The sequence below is a fragment of the Burkholderia sp. MBR-1 genome (assembly GCF_013822785.1).
GTDB lineage: Bacteria > Pseudomonadota > Gammaproteobacteria > Burkholderiales > Burkholderiaceae > Burkholderia > Burkholderia vietnamiensis.
The window spans coordinates 1,049,706-1,067,781 of the sequence record NZ_CP053609.1 but is presented as its reverse complement, the minus strand read 5'-3'; the positions used below and the strand labels follow the sequence as shown (position 1 = coordinate 1,067,781).

At 68.4% G+C, this 18,076-nt stretch carries 18 protein-coding genes; 9 read left to right on the top strand and 9 right to left on the bottom strand.

Annotated features, from left to right (window positions below):
* Nucleotides 1-124 precede the first annotated feature (124 nt).
* Entirely contained in the window at nt 125-1,189 is a 1,065-nt protein-coding gene (gene fba / locus MBR110_RS04885) for a class II fructose-bisphosphate aldolase (RefSeq protein ID WP_014723568.1), read from the bottom strand.
* A gap of 297 nt (nt 1,190-1,486) precedes the next feature.
* Complete coding sequence (gene pyk, locus MBR110_RS04880) at nt 1,487-2,923, bottom strand: pyruvate kinase (RefSeq protein ID WP_011885909.1); 1,437 nt, start codon at nt 2,921-2,923, stop codon at nt 1,487-1,489.
* Here pyk and MBR110_RS32025 point away from each other — a divergent pair.
* Nucleotides 2,922-3,050: a hypothetical protein gene (locus MBR110_RS32025; RefSeq protein ID WP_257785811.1), complete on the top strand. Its 129-nt coding sequence runs from the start codon at nt 2,922-2,924 to the stop codon at nt 3,048-3,050. The two genes, pyk and MBR110_RS32025, sit on opposite strands and share 2 nt — an antisense overlap.
* A 157-nt stretch (nt 3,051-3,207) precedes the next feature.
* On the opposite strand, the gene MBR110_RS04875 is transcribed toward MBR110_RS32025, so the two are convergent.
* The 3 genes from MBR110_RS04875 to MBR110_RS04865 all read right to left on the bottom strand — a co-directional run bounded on the left by MBR110_RS04875 (nt 3,208) and on the right by MBR110_RS04865 (nt 5,759).
* Entirely contained in the window at nt 3,208-4,404 is a 1,197-nt protein-coding gene (locus MBR110_RS04875; protein ID WP_011885910.1) for a phosphoglycerate kinase, read from the bottom strand.
* A 279-nt stretch (nt 4,405-4,683) separates the two neighbouring features.
* Nucleotides 4,684-5,007, bottom strand: a complete 324-nt coding sequence (locus tag MBR110_RS04870) for an AzlD domain-containing protein (protein WP_011885911.1) — start codon at nt 5,005-5,007, stop codon at nt 4,684-4,686.
* Nucleotides 5,004-5,759, bottom strand: coding sequence for an AzlC family ABC transporter permease (locus tag MBR110_RS04865; protein ID WP_011885912.1), 756 nt, complete (start codon nt 5,757-5,759; stop codon nt 5,004-5,006). The genes MBR110_RS04870 and MBR110_RS04865 overlap by 4 nt, the downstream gene beginning before the upstream one ends.
* Before the next feature lie 207 nt (nt 5,760-5,966).
* Between MBR110_RS04865 and MBR110_RS04860 the strand changes: the two genes are divergently transcribed.
* From MBR110_RS04860 to MBR110_RS04835, 6 genes are all read left to right on the top strand, one after another.
* On the top strand, nt 5,967-6,890 hold the full coding sequence (locus MBR110_RS04860) for a branched-chain amino acid transaminase (protein ID WP_034192665.1): 924 nt from the start codon (nt 5,967-5,969) through the stop codon (nt 6,888-6,890).
* 50 nt (nt 6,891-6,940) lie between these two features.
* Nucleotides 6,941-7,135 carry a zinc-finger domain-containing protein gene (locus MBR110_RS04855; RefSeq protein WP_006749970.1) on the top strand — a complete coding sequence of 65 codons (195 nt, stop codon included), beginning with the start codon at nt 6,941-6,943 and terminating at the stop codon, nt 7,133-7,135.
* A 139-nt stretch (nt 7,136-7,274) separates the two neighbouring features.
* Nucleotides 7,275-8,312 carry a lipopolysaccharide heptosyltransferase II gene (gene waaF, locus MBR110_RS04850; protein ID WP_011885914.1) on the top strand — a complete coding sequence of 346 codons (1,038 nt, stop codon included), beginning with the start codon at nt 7,275-7,277 and terminating at the stop codon, nt 8,310-8,312.
* A gap of 115 nt (nt 8,313-8,427) precedes the next feature.
* Nucleotides 8,428-8,874, top strand: coding sequence for a nuclear transport factor 2 family protein (locus tag MBR110_RS04845; protein ID WP_006749968.1), 447 nt, complete (start codon nt 8,428-8,430; stop codon nt 8,872-8,874).
* Between the two features lie 34 nt (nt 8,875-8,908).
* Nucleotides 8,909-9,946, top strand: coding sequence for a hydrolase (locus MBR110_RS04840; RefSeq protein WP_011885915.1), 1,038 nt, complete (start codon nt 8,909-8,911; stop codon nt 9,944-9,946).
* On the top strand, nt 9,939-10,562 hold the full coding sequence (locus MBR110_RS04835; protein WP_045578819.1) for a DUF2946 family protein: 624 nt from the start codon (nt 9,939-9,941) through the stop codon (nt 10,560-10,562). The genes MBR110_RS04840 and MBR110_RS04835 overlap by 8 nt, the downstream gene beginning before the upstream one ends.
* 30 nt (nt 10,563-10,592) lie before the next feature.
* On the opposite strand, the gene MBR110_RS04830 is transcribed toward MBR110_RS04835, so the two are convergent.
* Nucleotides 10,593-12,287, bottom strand: a complete 1,695-nt coding sequence (locus tag MBR110_RS04830) for a M48 family metalloprotease (protein ID WP_059735408.1) — start codon at nt 12,285-12,287, stop codon at nt 10,593-10,595.
* 324 nt (nt 12,288-12,611) lie between these two features.
* Between MBR110_RS04830 and moaC the strand changes: the two genes are divergently transcribed.
* Both moaC and MBR110_RS04820 read left to right on the top strand, forming a co-directional pair.
* Nucleotides 12,612-13,100, top strand: coding sequence for a cyclic pyranopterin monophosphate synthase MoaC (moaC, locus tag MBR110_RS04825; RefSeq protein ID WP_011885918.1), 489 nt, complete (start codon nt 12,612-12,614; stop codon nt 13,098-13,100).
* A 217-nt stretch (nt 13,101-13,317) separates the two neighbouring features.
* Nucleotides 13,318-14,568 (top strand): WD40/YVTN/BNR-like repeat-containing protein, encoded by a 1,251-nt coding sequence (locus tag MBR110_RS04820; protein WP_408913014.1) that lies wholly within the window; start codon nt 13,318-13,320, stop codon nt 14,566-14,568.
* A gap of 170 nt (nt 14,569-14,738) precedes the next feature.
* On the opposite strand, the gene MBR110_RS04815 is transcribed toward MBR110_RS04820, so the two are convergent.
* The 3 genes from MBR110_RS04815 to MBR110_RS04805 all read right to left on the bottom strand — a co-directional run bounded on the left by MBR110_RS04815 (nt 14,739) and on the right by MBR110_RS04805 (nt 18,027).
* Nucleotides 14,739-15,089: a TonB family protein gene (locus MBR110_RS04815; protein WP_041493884.1), complete on the bottom strand. Its 351-nt coding sequence runs from the start codon at nt 15,087-15,089 to the stop codon at nt 14,739-14,741.
* A gap of 409 nt (nt 15,090-15,498) precedes the next feature.
* Nucleotides 15,499-17,277 (bottom strand): PglL family O-oligosaccharyltransferase, encoded by a 1,779-nt coding sequence (locus MBR110_RS04810; RefSeq protein ID WP_060121996.1) that lies wholly within the window; start codon nt 17,275-17,277, stop codon nt 15,499-15,501.
* A 153-nt stretch (nt 17,278-17,430) separates the two neighbouring features.
* Nucleotides 17,431-18,027 (bottom strand): pilin, encoded by a 597-nt coding sequence (locus MBR110_RS04805; RefSeq protein WP_279610091.1) that lies wholly within the window; start codon nt 18,025-18,027, stop codon nt 17,431-17,433.
* Between the last annotated feature and the right edge of the window lie 49 nt (nt 18,028-18,076).

The following is an 18,076-nucleotide window of genomic DNA, read 5'->3' as shown; positions in this document are numbered from 1 at the left end:
GCCGGGCGGTTGCCGGCCGGCCCTCGTTCGGCCGGACGGAACGGCTGCCGGGGCCGGATCAGGTCCGCCGCGGGCAGCCGCCGCGCCCGGCGACCACGCCGGGCGGGGCAATCGTACTACAGTCTCAGCGCACGACCTGCGCGAGCGCGCCGGACTTGTACTGTTCGGCGATCTTGTCGAGCGACACCGGCTTGATCTTCGCGGCCTGGCCTTCGCAGCCGAACGCGAGGTAGCGATCGACGCAGACCTTCTTCGCGGCTTCGCGCGCGGGCTTCAGGTAGTCGCGCGGATCGAACTTGCCCGGGTTCTCGAACAGGTAGCGGCGGATCGCGCCGGTGATCGCGAGACGCAGGTCGGTGTCGATGTTGACCTTGCGCACGCCGTGCTTGATGCCTTCCTGGATTTCCTCGACCGGCACGCCGTAGGTTTCCTTCATGTCGCCACCGAATTCGCGGATCTCGGCCAGCAGCTCCTGCGGCACCGACGACGAACCGTGCATCACGAGGTGCGTGTTCGGAATGCGTGCGTGGATTTCCTTGATGCGCTGGATCGACAGGATGTCGCCGGTCGGCTTCTTCGAGAACTTGTACGCGCCGTGCGACGTGCCGATCGCGATCGCGAGCGCGTCGCACTGCGTGAGCTTCACGAAATCGGCAGCCTGCTCCGGATCGGTCAGCAGTTGCTCGCGGGTCATCGTGCCTTCCGCGCCGTGGCCGTCTTCCTTGTCGCCCTTCATCGTCTCGAGCGAGCCGAGCACGCCGAGTTCCGCCTCGACCGTCACGCCGATCGAATGCGCCATCTCGACGACCTTGCGCGACACGTCGACGTTGTACTCGTACGAGGCGACCGTCTTGCCGTCGGCTTCGAGCGAACCGTCCATCATCACGCTGGTGAAACCGCTGCGGATCGCGGCCATGCACACGGCCGGCGACTGGCCGTGGTCCTGGTGCATCACGACCGGGATGTGCGGATACGACTCGACCGCCGCTTCGATCAGGTGGCGCAGGAACGGCTCGCCCGCATACTTACGCGCGCCGGCCGATGCCTGCATGATCACGGGCGCGCCGACCTGGTCCGCCGCCGCCATGATCGCCTGGACCTGCTCCAGGTTGTTCACGTTGAAGGCCGGCAGGCCGTAACCGTGCTCTGCCGCGTGGTCCAGCAATTGACGCATTGATACGAGAGGCATTGTGGAACTCCTTGGAATGAAAACCGGTGCGCCCTGACGCCGGCGCGGCGCTCGCTCCCGCCTGAAACGGGGCGGCACGGCACGGCTGAGCGTCGAATAGCGGCATTTTATCGCGAAGCGCCGCCGATTCCGACCGCGCCGGCGCGCCCGCTCGCAATTTGTTACCTTGGCACGGCACAATCCGCCAAAAAACAGAAAAAAAGCCGCGCGGGGCATCCGACCCCACGCGGCTTTTCGGTCCAAACGGTGCCGGATCGACCGGGCCGACGGCCCGAGGCAACCCGGCCAGCCCGGCGCTCAATAGTGCTCGCCGACCCGCACGATCTTCAGCGTATTGGTGCCGCCCGCCTGCCCCATCGGCTCGCCGACGGTCAGCACGACCATGTCGCCGTGCTGCACGTAGCCCTGCTTGACGATCATCTCGAGCGCCGCCTGCAGCGCGGCGTCGCGGTCGCTGTTGAAGTCGACGTGCAGCGGCGTCACGTTGCGGTACAGCGCCATCGTGCGCTCGCTGCCGACGCGCGGCGTCAGCGCGAAGATCGGCACGTGCGTGTAGTGACGCGACATCCACAGCGCGGTCGCGCCCGATTCGGTCAGCGCGACGATCGCCTTCGCACCCAGGTGATACGCGGTGAACAGCGCGCCCATCGCAATCGACTGGTCGATACGCGTGAACGTGCGGTCGAGGAAATCCTTGTCGAGTTCGACGTGCTCCGATTTTTCCGCTTCGACGCACACCGCCGCCATCGTCTCGATCGTGACGACCGGATACTTGCCGGCGGCCGTTTCGGCCGACAGCATCACCGCGTCGGTGCCGTCGAGCACCGCGTTCGCGACGTCCGACACTTCGGCGCGCGTCGGCACCGGCGCGTGGATCATCGATTCCATCATCTGCGTCGCGGTGATCACGAGCTTGTTCGACTCGCGCGCCATCCGGATCATCCGCTTCTGCAGCGCCGGCACGGCCGCGTTGCCCACTTCGACCGCGAGGTCGCCGCGCGCGACCATGATCCCGTCGGACGCATCGAGGATGCTCTGCAGCGCCGGAATCGCCTCGGCGCGCTCGATCTTCGCGATCATCTTCGGCTTGATGCCGTACGGCGCGCCCGCGATGTTCGCGAGCTGGCGCGCCATTTCCATGTCGGTTGCATTCTTCGGGAACGACACCGCGACGAGATCCGCGCCGAGCGACATCGCGGTGCGGATGTCCTCCATGTCCTTCGCGGTCAGCGCGGGCGCCGACAGGCCGCCGCCCTGACGATTGATGCCCTTGTTGTTCGACAGCTCGCCGCCCACCTTGACGATCGTGTGGATCTCCTCGCCGAGCACGCGCTCGACGGTCAGCACGATCAGGCCGTCGTTCAGCAGCAGCAGGTCGCCCGGCTTCAGGTCGCGCGGCAGTTCCTTGTAGTCGAGGCCGACGCGCTCGTCGTTGCCGAGCTCGCAACCCGCGTCGAGGATGAACGCCTGGCCCGGCGCCAGCGTGGTCTTGCCGTTCTCGAACTTGCCGACGCGGATCTTCGGACCCTGCAGGTCGGCCATGATCGCGATCTCGCGGCCGACCTTGCGGGCGGCCTCGCGCACCATCTCGGCGCGCTGGCGATGATCGTCGGCCGTGCCGTGCGAAAAATTGAGCCGCACGACGTCGAGGCCCGCCTGCATCATCTGCAGCAGAATCTCCGGCGAACTGGAGGCCGGACCGATCGTGGCGACTATCTTGGTGGCGCGCTGCATGAAACTCCTCATCTGGATCAGGGTTGATGCGCTGGGTGAAACGCTGCGAGAGCCGGAATCGGCGAGCCCAGCGGCGGCCGTCCCGGGGAGCGTGCCGGTGCTTGCGCCCGGCATCGCTTTGTTCTGAATCTCATGGTGCTGCACGACCGCGTCGCCGGCGGCCGCCGCTGCGCGCGGGGTGGTGTCCGCCCGCGCGGGCGCGCGTTTGCGCTTGCCCGCGCCGGCCCGCTGCTCCGCTGTCGCGGAGCGCGCGGCCTTCGTCACCCCTGCGCGCACCGCCACGCTCAGGCCGCCCGCGTTTCCAGCACTTCCACCGCCGGCAGCTTCTTCCCTTCGAGGAACTCGAGGAATGCGCCGCCGCCCGTCGAGATGTAGCTGACCTGGTCGTGGATGCCGTACTTCGCGATGGCCGCCAGCGTGTCGCCGCCGCCCGCGATCGAGAACGCGGACGACTTGGCGATCGCGTCGGCAAGCGTCTTCGTGCCGTTGCCGAACTGGTCGAACTCGAACACGCCGACCGGGCCGTTCCACACGATCGTGCCGGCCTTCTCGAGCTGGCTCGCGAGCGCGCGGGCCGTATCGGGACCGATGTCGAGGATCATGTCGTCCGCTTCGATGTCGGCGACCTGCTTCACCGTGGCCGCGGCCGTCGGCGAGAATTCCTTGGCCGTCACGACGTCGGTCGGGATCGGCACCGACGCGCCGCGCTCGCGCGCCTCGTCGATGATCGCCTTCGCTTCGGCGACCAGATCGGCTTCCGCGAGCGACTTGCCGATCGACAGGCCGGCCGCGAGCATGAACGTGTTCGCGATGCCGCCGCCGACGATCAGCTGGTCGACCTTGCCGGCCAGCGACTTCAGGATGGTCAGCTTGGTCGACACCTTCGAGCCCGCGACGATCGCGACGAGCGGACGCGCGGGGTTGCCGAGCGCCTTGCCGAGCGCATCGAGTTCGGCAGCAAGCAGCGGGCCCGCGCAGGCGACCGGCGCGTACTTCGCGATCCCGTGGGTGGTGGCCTCGGCGCGGTGCGCGGTGCCGAACGCGTCGTTCACGTAGATATCGCAGAGCTTCGCCATTTTTTGCGCGAGCTCGTCCGAATTCTTCTTCTCGCCCTTGTTCACGCGGCAGTTCTCGAGCAGCACGACCTGGCCCGGCGCGACGTTCACGCCGTTCTCGACCCAGTTCGACACCAGCGGCACGTCGCGGCCGAGCAATTCGGCCAGACGCTTCGCGACCGGCGCGAGCGAGTCTTCCGGCTTGAATTCGCCTTCGGTCGGGCGGCCGAGGTGCGACGTGACCATCACGGCCGCGCCGGCGTCGAGCGCGGCGCGGATCGCCGGCACGGACGCGCGCACGCGCGTGTCTTCGGTGATGTTGCCGTGATCGTCCTGCGGGACGTTCAGGTCGGCGCGGATGAACACCCGCTTGCCGGCGAGCTGGCCGGCGGCGATCAGGTCGGTAAGACGCTTGACTTGGCTCATGGTGGACAGATTGAAGTAGTGGATGGGGAAAGGGGCTTCACGCTGGACGTGCGCGGGCTGCCGCGAAAGGGCGCCGGATGCGGCCGTGGCTGGCGGTTCGCATGACGCGCACGGGTAAAAATCTCGAACGGGCATTCTAGCCGATCCACCCGGCAGACTGACCGTGCGCGGCCGAATTCCGCCTATTTGGGAGCGCGGGCGGCCGGCGGCATGCTGCTGCAATGCAGCAATCCGCTGGCGCCGGCGCACCGGGCGCCGGCCGGCCGCCGCCGCGATTCATCAGAACAGGATCCGCAGCACGGTGAACACGAGCATGCCGCTGACGATCGTGCCGAGCATGCTGCGGCGCCACAGGAACCAGCCGAGGCCGGCGAGCGCCGCGTAAAACGGATGATTGGTCAGCGCGAACGACAGGCCGGCCGGCGTCTCCAGCACGTCGGGCAGCACCACGGCAACCAAGGCGGCGGCCGGCGCATAGCGCAGCGCGCGCTGCGCGCGCTCGGGCAGCACGGTGCGCTCGCCGCCGATCAGGAACAACGCGCGCGTGACGGCCGTGACGATGGTCATCCCGACGATCACGAGCCAGATTTCGGTCGCACTCACTCGCTCTCCTTCTCGTGCACGATTTCGGTACGGATGCGCCGCCAGTCGGCGCGCTCGACGAAGAAATCGGCGGTGCAGCCGGCGGCCAGCGCCGCGAGCACCGCGATCGGCAGCGCGAGCCGGTACGGCAGGTCGAACAGCACGAGCGACACGATGCCGGCCACCGCGACCGCCACGAGCGTCGAGCGGTTCGCGACCGCCGACACCATGATCGGAATCAGCGCGAGCGTGCCGGCCAGCTCGAGCCCCCAGCTCGCCGGAAAGAAGCTCGCGAGCAGGATGCCGGCGAGCGACGACGCCTGCCACGACGCCCAGCTCGCGAGCGCCATCCCCCAGAAGTACGCCTCCTTGCCCGGCACGTGGCCGTAGGCGAAGCCCTGCTTCTGGAACAGCAGGTAGATCACGTCGCCGTTGAAATAGCCGATCGCGACGCGCCGCCACAGCGGCAGGTAGGAGAAATGGGGAGCGAGGCCGGCGCTGAAGATCACGAAGCGCATGTTGACCATCGTGGCGGTGAGCAGGATCGTCCAGAGCGGCAGCTTCGCGACGAGCAGCGGCAGCACCGCGAGTTGCGACGAACCCGCGTACACCAGGATCGACATCGCGCTCGCCTGCCCGAGCGTCATCACCGACTTGCTCATCGCGATGCCGGTGACGAGCCCCCAGGAGAGGATCGCCATCAAGGTCGGGGAATAGTCGCGCGCGCCCTGGATCAGCGCGAAGCGGTCGGTGGCGGACAAGCGAGCGAGCATGGGGAGGCGGGCCGCAGCGGGCGGTTCGTCCGGGCTCCGGCGTCTCCTGCCGGCACGGCCCGTCGTCGTTGGAATCGGTACCGGACGATTATAGCCCCGGCCCCATGGCGACCGACCGGATCGGCGCCAAATGACGCTAAAATAAGCGTCTTTCCGGTTCAACGCTGCACAACCACCGCAGCACCCCACTGCTTCCAGGAGAATCCTATGTCAATGGCCGACCGCGACGGCAAGATCTGGATGGACGGCAAGCTGATCGACTGGCGCGACGCCAAGATCCACGTCCTGACCCATACGCTGCACTACGGCATGGGCGTCTTCGAGGGCGTGCGCGCATACAAGACGGCCGACGGCAGCACCGCGATCTTCCGCCTGCGCGAGCACACGAAGCGGCTGCTGAATTCGGCGAAGATCTTCCAGATGGACGTGCCGTTCGACCGGGAAACGCTCGAAGCCGCGCAGCTCGAAGTCGTGCGCGAAAACAAGCTCGAATCGTGCTACCTGCGCCCGATCATCTGGGTCGGCTCGGAAAAGCTCGGCGTGTCCGCGAAGGGCAACACGATCCACGTCGCGATCGCGGCCTGGCCGTGGGGCGCCTACCTCGGCGAGGATGGCCTCGCGAAGGGGATCCGCGTGAAGACGTCGTCGTTCACGCGCCACCACGTCAACGTGTCGATGGTGCGGGCAAAGGCGTCGGGCTGGTACGTGAACTCGATTCTCGCGAATCAGGAAGCCACGGCCGACGGCTACGACGAAGCGCTGCTGCTCGACGTCGACGGCTACGTGTCGGAAGGCTCCGGCGAAAACTTCTTCCTGGTCAACCACGGCAAGCTCTACACGCCCGACCTGTCGTCGTGCCTCGACGGCATCACGCGCGACACGATCATCACGCTCGCGAAGGACGCCGGCATCGAGGTGATCGAGAAGCGCATCACGCGCGACGAGGTCTACACGGCCGACGAAGCGTTCTTCACGGGCACGGCCGCCGAAGTCACGCCGATCCGCGAGCTCGACAACCGCACGATCGGCAGCGGCGCACGCGGCCCGGTCACGGAAAAGCTCCAGTCGGCGTTTTTCGATATCGTGTCGGGCAAGAACGCGAAGTACGCGCACTGGCTGTCCAAGGTCTGAGCGCGCCGCGCCGCCGACCGCCCACAAAAAGAGTGATTAGAGAAAGTCTCATGAGCGAAATCAAGGAAATGCCGCTGGTCGAACTGACGGCCAAGGACCTCCCCGCGTATTGCCCGAACCCGGCCATGGCGCGCTGGAGCGCGCACCCGCGCGTGTTCATCGACGTCTCGCACGGCGAGGCACGCTGCCCGTACTGCGGCACGCGCTACAAGCTGCGCGACGGCGAGGTGGTCAAGGGCCACTGAGCCCGGCCGCGGGCCTGCGGGCCCGTCGCACGCGAGGCGGCGCCGCCGGAGTTTCCGGCGCGCCGCCCTTTTCCCTTTCTGACAACCCGAACGCGGTGCATGCGCGCCGTGCTTCATTACGACATCGGAAGTCGACCTGATGCGTCGAGCGCTGGTTATCGCACCGAACTGGATCGGTGACGCATTGATGGCGCAGCCGCTTTTTGCGCTGCTGAAGAAGCTCCATCCCCGCATCGCGATCGATGCCGTCGCACCCAGCTGGGTCGCGCCGGTGCTCGAGCGGATGCCGGAGATCCACGATGTCCACGCGACCGATCTCGCCCATGGCAAGCTGCAGCTGCTGCGCCGCTGGCAACTCGCGAGCGACCTGCGCGACGTCGGCTACGACGCGGCGTACGTGCTGCCGAATTCGCTGAAGTCGGCCGTGATCCCGTGGCTCGCGAACATCCCGCTGCGGATCGGCTACACGGGCGAGCACCGCTACGGCTTGCTGAACGTGCGGCACGCGAACCCCGACAAGTCGGCCGAGCGGCCGCCGATGACGACCCACTACGCGGCGCTCGCCTATGCGCCGGGCGCGAAGCTGCCCGAGTCGATGAAGACGCTGCCCGCGCCGCGCCTCGACGCCGATCTGAACGAGACGGCGCGCGTGTCGGCGCGTTTCAATCTCGATACGCGCAAGCCGCTCGTCGTGTTCTGCCCGGGCGCCGAATACGGCCCGGCCAAGCGCTGGCCGCCCGAGCATTTCGCGACGCTGGCGACGATCGTTCACCAGTCGTTCCCGTATACGCAGATCGTCGCGCTCGGCTCGCAGAAGGACGCCGCGGCCGCGCAGGCGATCGCCGACCACGCGCCGAACGTGCGCAACCTGTGCGGGCAGACGTCGCTGTCCGAGGCATGCGCGCTGATCGCGCGCGCGAACGCCGTCGTCACCAACGATTCCGGGCTGATGCACGTGGCCGCGGCGCTGCGCCGGCCGCTCGTCGCGCTGTACGGGTCGACGGATCCGCGCCACACCCCTCCGCTGTCGGAGCTGGCGAAGGTACAATGGCTGCATCTCGAATGCAGTCCCTGCTTCGAACGCGAATGCCCGCTCGGCCATCTGAACTGCCTGCGCGAGCTCGGCCCGGAGCAGGTATTCGGCGACTTGCGCGGCATGCTCGTCGGGCAGCGCTGACCCTGGCCGGCGGCGTCGCACGACGCGCCGGGCAATCCGATTCACCGGTGTACGGCGGCCTCATCCGGGCCGCCGTGCTGAATACGGCGCGCGACGCGCGCGAGAGATAACCCCGATGCCACGTTTTGCCCGCCTTTTCGAAGCCGCCGCCGATACGCTGAACGCTTACTACCAGGCCGTCGCCGACGCCAATCTCGACGCGCTGCTGGGGTTGTGGATCGACGAGGACTTCGCCAGCTGCGTGTGGGCCGACGGCGAGCATCTGCACGGCCTCGACCAGATCCGCAGCGGCCTCGCGAACCGGCTCGCCACCCGCCCGGTGACGATCGAGCCGCTCGACATCCGCGTGTACGACAGTCTCGGCACCGTCGTCTATACGATCGCCGAGGCCCATCAGCAGGCCGACCTGACGGCCGAACCCGACATGGTGTTCGCGACGTACGTGATGATTCACGAGCGTGGCGAGTGGCGCATCGCGCATATCCACGCGAGCCCGATTCCCGAACAGGCGGCCGGACAATTCGCCGCGAAGATCCGTCACGGGCAGGGTCCGCTGCACTGACGAAGCAACGTAGCAACGCACTAGCAGGGCGATCATGAGTACGGCCTCCCCGCCTACCTCGCCGCTGACCGGGGCCTCGGCCCCCGCCGACGACCTACTGCGCTATCGCGCACCGCGCTGGCTGCCGAACAGCCATGTCCAGACCATCGTGCCCGCGCTGTTCGCGCGGCGTCCGGCCGTCGCGTACCGACGCGAGCGCTGGGAAACCCCCGACCACGACTTCATCGATCTCGACTGGGTCGCGCACCTCGACAGCGCGGCGCCGGCACCCGATGCGCCGCTGTTCGTGCTGTTCCACGGCCTCGAGGGCAGCTCCGGCTCGCACTATGCGCTCGCGATGATGGCCGCCGCGCAGGCGAACGGCTGGCACGCGGTCGTCCCGCACTTTCGCAGCTGCAGCGGCGAGCTGAATCGCCAGCCGCGCTTTTATCATCTCGCCGACAGCGCCGAAGTCGACTGGATCCTGCGCCGGCTCGCCGCGCAGCATCGCGGGCCGATCGTCGCGGCCGGCGTGTCGCTCGGCGGCAACGTGCTGCTGCGCTGGCTCGGCGAGCATCGCAGCGACACGTCGATCGTGCACGCGGCCGCGGCGATCTCGACGCCGATCGACGTGCATGCGGGCGGCCGCGCGCTGTCGCAGGGCTTCGCGATGGTCTATACGCGCAGCTTCCTCAAGACGCTCAAGCGCAAGGCACTCGCGAAGCTCGATCAATATCCGGGGCTGTTCGACCGCGACGCGATGCTGCGCGCCGTCACGATGCGCGACTTCGACGAAGTCGTCACCGCGCCGCTGCACGGCTTCGCGAACGCCGACGACTACTGGACCCAAGCCACCACGCGCCCGCTGCTGCGCGCGATCGACGTGCCGACGTTGATCCTCAATGCACGCAACGATCCGTTCCTGCCCGAATCCGCGCTGCCGAGCGCCGCCGACGTGTCGCCGGCCGTCGAGCTCGATCAGCCGGCGCACGGCGGTCACGCGGGATTCATGACCGGGCCGTTCCCCGGCCGACTCGACTGGCTGTCGGCGCGTGTGTTCGGCTATTGCTCGAAATTCGTCGACCATGGATGACATCGTCCGACAGGCCATCGCCAAATGGCCGAACGTTCCGCACTGCACCGGCTGGCTGCTGCTCGACCGGCGCGGCGCATGGCGGCTGCGCGACGACGCCGCGCAGGCCGCCGGCGAGCTCGGCTCGCCCGTGCGGCATGACGCGCTGAACGCATTCATCGCCCGCAACTACGCATGCGACGCGCATGGGCAGTGGTTCTTCCAGAACGGCCCGCAGCGCGTCTATGTCGAGCTCGCCTATACGCCGTGGGTCGTGCGCCTCGTCGAACGCGACGGGCAGCTCGAGCTCGTCGATCACACCGGCGCGCCGTTCGAGCCCGAGGCCGCGTGGCTCGACGATGCGGGCGGCGTGCTGTTTCGTGCGGCGGGTGCGGCGGGCGCTGCGAACGCGCCGCCGCGCGTCGCGGTGCTGCACGATCACGATCTCGGCCTCTTTGCCGATCACGCCGATTTCGACGCGACGCCGCCCGTGCTGCGCTGGCGCGACGGCCGCACGCTGCCGCTCGGCAGCATCGCTCGCGCCGACGTGCCCGCGACCTTCGGCTTCGTCGCGAGCCCCGCGCAGCGCGCACGCGACACCGCCGCTGCAGCGGATCCGGGCGGCGGCGAAGGCTGACGCACGGTCGCCACATAGGTGTGAAGGTCGTCAGCCGCGGCCGTTCTTCTCGTCTTCGCGCTCTTCCTTGTAGCGCGCCTCGAATTCCAGCAGCCGCGCGCCGATGATCGACTGATCGTAGAACGACACGTCCTTCGCGTCGCGCGCCTCCTTCAACTGCCGAATCGCCGACGGCCACGCGCCGTCGAGCGCCAGCTTCTCCGCGAGCGCGCGGCGCCGCGTGAGCACGTCGCCCTTGCCGTCGCTCGCCTTCGCGAGGTAGTCCCACCAGTCCGGCTGCTCGGGGTCCGCGTCCGCCTGCGTGCGGGCCAGCGTCTGCGCTTCGGCGAAGCGGCGCGCCGCGATCAGCGCCTGCAGGTGCGCGACGATCGCCGCATGCGACGCGGGCCAGCGGCGTTGCGCGAGCGCCGCCAGCCGCACGGCGTCGTCGGTACGACCCGCGCGGCGCGCGAGATCCGCGGCCAGCACGTCGAGGCTCGGCGAACTCGTCGTCGGATCGTCGGCGCGCCGTTCGCCGGCTTCGAATGCGCCGCGCGCCGCCGCGAGCGCGCCGTCCGCGGCGTCGTACTGGCCGAGCAGCGTGTTCGCGAGCGCGATGCCGTAATGGTTCGCCGCGACGTTCGGCGCGGTGCGATCGTCGATCTCGAGCTGCATCCGGTGCGCCTCGGCGGCGATGTCGGTCGGCGCGCGGTTCTGCAGGACCCGCAGCCGCGCGCGCACGAAGCCGTATTCGGCCGACTGACGCGGTTGCCGGTACGGCGCGCGGCGGGCGCGATCTTCCATGTCGGCGATCCGCTCGCCCGTCAGCGGGTGCGTGCGCGCGTAGGCCGGCACGCCCGCGTCGCCCATCGACGCGCGATCGAGCCGCTCGAAGAAGCCCGGCATCCCGTACGGATCGTAGCCGGCGCCCGCGAGCAGCTGGAAGCCGACGCGATCGGCCTCGCGCTCGGCCGAGCGCGAGAAACGCAGCTGGTTGTCGACCGCGTATGCCTGGCCGCCCATCGCGATCGCGCTGCCGAGATCGCCGCTGCGCGCGAGCACGCCGGCCAGCACGCCGAGCAGCATCGTCGCGAGCGCCGTGTAGCCGGTCTTTTCGTTCGCGCCGATCATGCGGGCGATGTGCCGCTGCAGCACGTGGCCCATCTCGTGGCCGACCACCGACGCGAGCTCGGATTCCGTCTGCGTCGCAACGACCAGGCCGCTGTTGACGCCGATGAAGCCGCCCGGCATCGAGAACGCGTTGATCTGTGGGTCGCGCACCGCGAACAGGTCGAAGTCGGGCATGTAGCCGCCGATGAAGCGCGCGGCCGCCGCGGCCGCGAGCCGCGCCGCCATCGCATTCAGGTAGTCGCGCACGAGCCAGTCGTCGAGATAGTCGGGGTCGCGCCGCACCTCGCGCATCACGCGCTCGCCGAGACGGCGCTCGGCCTGCGGCGTGAGCGAGCCGCCGGAGCCGTCGCCGAGATCGGGCAGTTCCAGTGCGCGCAACGGCGCGCGCAGGTTCGCGACGGGCGCGGAGGCGCCGTCGGCGCCGGAGAACCGGCTTTCCGCGCCGCCGTAGGTGCCGAACACGCCGGTCGCGATGCCGGACGGGACGGTGGAGATCGACGGCGACGCGCCGGCCGCCGACTCGAGCGGCGGCGTCGACGCGCGCTGCGCATAGCCGTTCGGCGGCAGCACGAGCGCCGCCGACAGCAACACGGCAAGCAACTGTTTGACACGCATGGCAGAGTGAAAGCGGCGCCTTGCGCGCGCCCGGCGCGCATCGCGGCGTGTGGTCCGGATAATCGGGTCATTGTACCGGGGCGATCGCGACGGTTCGTTGCGGCGCATCGGCCGCCGGTGCGCGCGGCGCCGTTGAGGGCGCTGAGGCCGCTGAGGCCGCTGAGGCCGCTGAGGCCGCTGAGGCCGCTGCTATGATAGGCGCCCGTTGAAACGTTGGATCGGCGCGGAGAGCGGGAAGCGGATAGCGGATCGAACGCCCCGGCCGGCCGTGAAGCAGGATCGATGTACGCGCTCGCACGCGCGTGCGTTCCACTGGAGCCAGACATGTCAGGACTTACCCACTTCGACGCCGCCGGCCATGCGCATATGGTCGACGTCGGCGGCAAGCAGGAAACGCAGCGCGTCGCGGTTGCACGCGGCACGATCCGGATGTTGCCCGCGACGTTCGCGCTGATCCGCGACGGCAAGGCAAAGAAAGGCGACGTGCTCGGCGTCGCGCGGATCGCCGCGATTCAGGGCGCGAAACGCACGGCCGATCTGATTCCGCTGTGTCATCCGCTCGCGCTGACGCGCGTGGCGGTCGACTTCGAACTCGACGACGCGCTGCCCGGCGTGCATTGCGTCGCGCAGGTCGAGACGTTCGGGCGCACCGGCGTCGAGATGGAAGCGCTGACGGCCGTGCAGGTCGGGCTGCTGACCGTGTATGACATGTGCAAGGCCGTGGATCGCGGGATGGTGATCACCGATGTGAGCGTCAGGGAGAAGCGCGGCGGGAAGTCGGGGGATTGGACGGCGGAGGATGCGGCGGGTTGAGGGCGGCTCGCTGTCTGCGAGGGGAGATTCCACACGCCGCCGAGGCGAACGATGTGCCTATGCGCATGGCGCCTTGGTCCGGTAGGCGGCCGCTGCGTAGCGGAGAGCGCGCCGTTCGCACGTTCGAGTACATCCATCCGTCCACTGCATCCCATCGGTCAACGAAAACCACTTCGATCCAGTTTGCGCGCGCTCGAAAAACCGATATCGAAATGAAATGACCAAAAGGTTCACGAAGCTGGCACTGGGCGCGGCAGCCGTGCTGATTGTTCTGATTGTTCTGATTGTCGGCTACGCGTACAGGTCGGACGACTCGCAGATCGTTTCCGGTAATTTCATGAAAGACAGCAAGCCCTACGGCGGCGCCGACTTCGCGATATCCGGAAACGAAGCAATCACGCTGAAGATCGCCGATCCTGAAATCACGTTCAAACCGTACGCCGAGTGGAAGGACAAGGATAAAGCCGAGCCGGCCGAAGCCTGGATGAACGACAGCCGCGAAGCGCTGAACAGGACGTCCGTCGAACTTTGGCGCGGCCCGGTCGGCGCAGAGATGACCCGCGAATTCAAGCAAGCCGGCCAAAACGCAGCCTGGTGGCGTAGCAAGGACTGGACGGTTGTATTCATCAGCACCGGATGGATGGACTACAAGTCGCCGCAGCCCGCCGACGGGCTGACGCCGCAATCGACCAAGCTCTGGAAGTCCTCCAACGGCGGGCGGAACTGGGTTCAGCTCGCGTGGCCCGAAAACCAGAACATCGGCCGCCTGCTGTTCATCGATCCGCAGCGCGGCTATGCAATCGGCTGGGGTCCGCGAGTATGGCGCACCGCGGACGGCGGCAACACGTGGCAGGCGATCGACGTGCCGGTCGATGCGCGCGTCGCCGGCAAGACGCGCAAGAATTTCAATGCGGTGAGCCTCGGCCCTGACGGTGTGCTGCGTGTCGCCTACTCCATCGCTCCGACTGCAGAGACGCCGGCGCACAGCGTGATCGGCCGGCTCGACTGGGAGCAGCACGCCTTCGTGACCGAAACCGAACTGCCGGGCCAGGTCATCACTGCGCTCGATACCACGCCGGGACCGGCGACACACTATTCGCTGTACGCGCTGTCACGTCTGGACAAGCCGCAGAACGGCGAGAGTCGCGACAACGGCCGCCGGGTGGGCGCCATTTCCATGTGGACGAACGACCATCCGGAGTCGGTGCGCCAACTGCGCACGTTCGACGAGACGCTCAGGCTCGACAGCCTGAGCGTCGGCCGTGACGGCCTCCTGCTCGTCTATGCCACCGACCCGAACTCGGGCAGTCGCGGCGGTGCGCCGATCGACCTCACGTTCACCAGCACCGACGGCGGCAAGTCGTGGGATCAAACCGCCGACAAGGTTGCACAAGGCGGTTACTTCGACGCGCAGACCAACACGCTGTACTGGTTGCACGGATATACGCTGAAAAAGCGCACCTTCTGATCGCGCGAACGGCGCGCTCGCGCGCCGATAGAGCGAACCTGCTGCCGCGACACCGAGCGTAGGCCACTCGACGAAGCGGCGAAGCGCGACGTGGCCGCGGCGCGCCGGCAGGCAGTCAACGACCACAACCGGCCGGTGCGCCACACCACGATCACCCGCACCAGCCCCCACTACTCCCCGCGCCGCGGCTCGAACACGAATGGTTGCGTGAGCAGGAACGGATTCGCGGTCGCGCCGGTCTGCGCGCAGCTCGCATGCGTCATCGCGTCGACGGCCGCGCGGTCCGCCGCCGCGTTGCGGCTGCTCGTCGTCACGGTCACGTTCTGCGCTTCGCCGGACGTCGTCATCAGCGCGCGTACGAGCACGGTGACTCGGCGCGTAAGCGGCTTCGCATTGTCCGGATAGACGGCGCGCGGAATGTGGCAGGTCAGCTTGCTTTCCTGCGACGACGACAGCATCGCGCAGCCGGAAAACAGCACGGCGACGGCCGGCAGGATCAGAAGGGTCGAGCGAAGGGCCATGGTCGAATATCGTTCTTCAGTACTGTTCCAGGCGAGCGTCGCGCCGGCGGACATCGTCCGCCGCACCGCCAGCATCGCCCCGCGCCGCGGCCATCGGACCGGCGCCCCGCTACGGCCGCATGGCCGCGCGTGGCATCGGCCGCGATCGTTCCAGGCAGGCTCCCGGATCTGCGGACCTGCGCTCGCTCGTGCGGCCGACATCGCCGCGCGCACGCGAACGCTTCCGCGCATTGTGCACGTGCCGTCTTTCCCGTGGCGACGATTTGACAATGGTTGACGCGAATCGCGCGATTCCGTCGCTACCCGTTCGCGACGGGAAGCAATGTGCGCGCCGTCACGAGCCGCCACCGCACCGCCGCTTCACCACGATCCGGCGCGCGCCGGGACTTCCCGCCCGGCGCGGCGCGCGTTATTCCGAATCGTCTTCGGAGTCGTCGTCTTCCGCGTCGGCCGGCACTTCACCGTACTTCGCGACGACGGCTGCCTTGAACGTCTTCAGCCCCGGCTGCTCGTCGCACAGCTTGTACAGCAACGCCAGTTGTTGCGGCCAGTCCTTCAATTCCTTCGCGAACACATGCAGCCGCTCGACCGTATCGAGCGCGTCGGCTTCGCGACCGGCCAGCGCCTGCAGCGCCGCATAACGGCGCAGCACCGTCTCGCCGGGCAGCAGCGCGATCGCCCGCTCGTGCGCGGCAAGCTTCAGCGGCAGGTTGTCCGGCGAAATCGTCAACAGCGTCGCCGCCCCGTAATCGCCCCACGCGCCGAACAGCAACGACGGCGCATCGCGATACTGCACGGCCGGCTCGGTGCCGTAATACAGCACTTCCGCCCGCTGGTAGTCGCGCAGCACCGGCACCGCCGCCAGCACGCCGCCGACCGACAGCACCGCAAACAGCGCGAACGCCGCGCGGCCGGGCAGCCAGCGCAGCGGCTTCACGTCGAGCAGCCCGATCACGAACATCGCCGGCAGCAGGAAGAACATGTACTGCTGCGGATACTCGACGAGCGCGTGCATCAGCAGCACGCCGATCAGCGCGAAACCGAACACGCGCGTGCTCGACTGCGGCGCGCGCACCGCGCGCACGAACCACGCGACGAGCGCCAGGGCCAGCACGCCGAGGCCGACGAGGCCCGACTTCGCGAGCAGGTCGATGAAGATGTCGTGCGAGTTGTTCGCGATCTCGACGCCGCCGAGCGCGCGCGCAAGCGCGAACTGGTGCGACGGGAATTCGCCCCAGCCGACGCCGAGCAGCGGATGCTCGCGGAACATCGCGAGCCCGTACTTCCACAGCGCAAGGCGCGGCGCAATCTGGCCCGCGTCGCGCATGCGCTCGGCCGCCGATTCGGCGAGCCCCAGATGGAAATGCACGTTGGCCCAGCGCACCGCGACGTTCACCGCGACGAACGCCAGCGCGAGCACGACCGGGATCAGCCACGCACGGCGATTGCCCGGCGCACGGCGCGACTCGACCCATGCCATCCAGAAACCGGCGACGACCATCACCGCAACCTGCAGCCACGGCCCGCGCGACACGGTCAGCGCAAGCCCGGCCGACAGCACGATCGACAGCGCGAGCCATGCCCATACCGCGAGGCGGCGGGTCTGCACCAGATAAAGCGCGCCGGCGAGCGCGAACGCGATATAGGTCGCGAGGTGGTTCGCCTGCGCCATGTTGCCGTACGGCCGACGGTCGACCGCGATGTTGTACACCACGACGAACGGCGACACCGCGGACTCGAAATGGAACAACTGGACGATCTGGGTCGCAACCGCGAACACTCCGCCCACGAGCAACGCGCCCGCCATCATCCGGGCGGTGGCTTCGGCGAGCCCCCCGCGCGCGAGCGTGTAGCCGGCCTGCATCGCGACCAGCGCCGCGGCCAGATAGCCGAGCGCCAGCCAGTTCATCGACGGCACCTTCAGCGGCAACAGCGCGACCTGCGCGAGCAGCACCGCGCCAAACCCGAGCGGCGCGACGAATGCGGCCGGCGCCGCGAACGGTTCGGCCGGGCGGCCGGTGCGCGCGAGCAGCACGACGGAAACCCCGACCAGCAGATACAGCACCAGCGCGGCGAACTCGGAATAGAACGTCGGAATCGGATACGTATGGTTCGTGATCGAGTACGGCACGATCAGCGCGACAGCCAGCGCAACGAGCGACAACGAGCGGGAAAAAGTAGAAGGCATGAGCGAACCGGATGTCAGCAACCGGCGCACTATACAAAACTTTCCCCACTCTGTGCGGGAGCCGTCGCCCCGGCAGCCGCCATGTGCGGCCGGCCCGGGCCGGCCGGCACCCCGCGATGCGTGCCGCCCGCACCATCCCGCGCATGCCTGCCGTTACGCGCGGCATTCCGCCGGTGCATATTTCGCAGGCAAGGTCGCCGCCTCGGCCGGCATCGGGCCTGCGCCGGGCACCGGCAGCGACGAAGCGTCCTTGCCGCCGGCAAAACACTCCCACGCGATCGCGCCGGCCTGCATCGTCCCCTTTTTGAGCGGCACGCGTGCGGTCGGCGCGTCGGCCTTGTCCGGCGCCGACGGCACCAGCACCAGCGTATTCGCACCCGCCGCGGCGACGCGGGCCGTGAACGCAACCGTGATCTGGCCGGTGTCGCCGTCGATCCGAACGGATTCGACGTTGCGGGTCGCGGCCGGCGCGCTGTAGCCGCCGTCGAGGGCCGCGCCGCTCGCGGCGTTGTCGGCTACCGCAAGGCGCGCGGACGACGCAAGGGCAAGCCCCTCGCCCACCCGCGAACGCGCGAGGTAATCCTGGTAAGCGGGTATCGCGTAGGCGGCGATCACGCCGACGATCGCGAGCACGATCATCAGCTCGATCAGCGTGAAGCCGGCCGGATGCCAGCGCGGCACCGGCCGGCGCGCGCGCCGCATATCGGCGGCAAAGCGACGAAACAGGGAAACGGAAAAGGCTTCGAACATGACTGGCTCCAGAAACGAAAAACGCCTGCCGAATCGGGCAGGCGTTTCG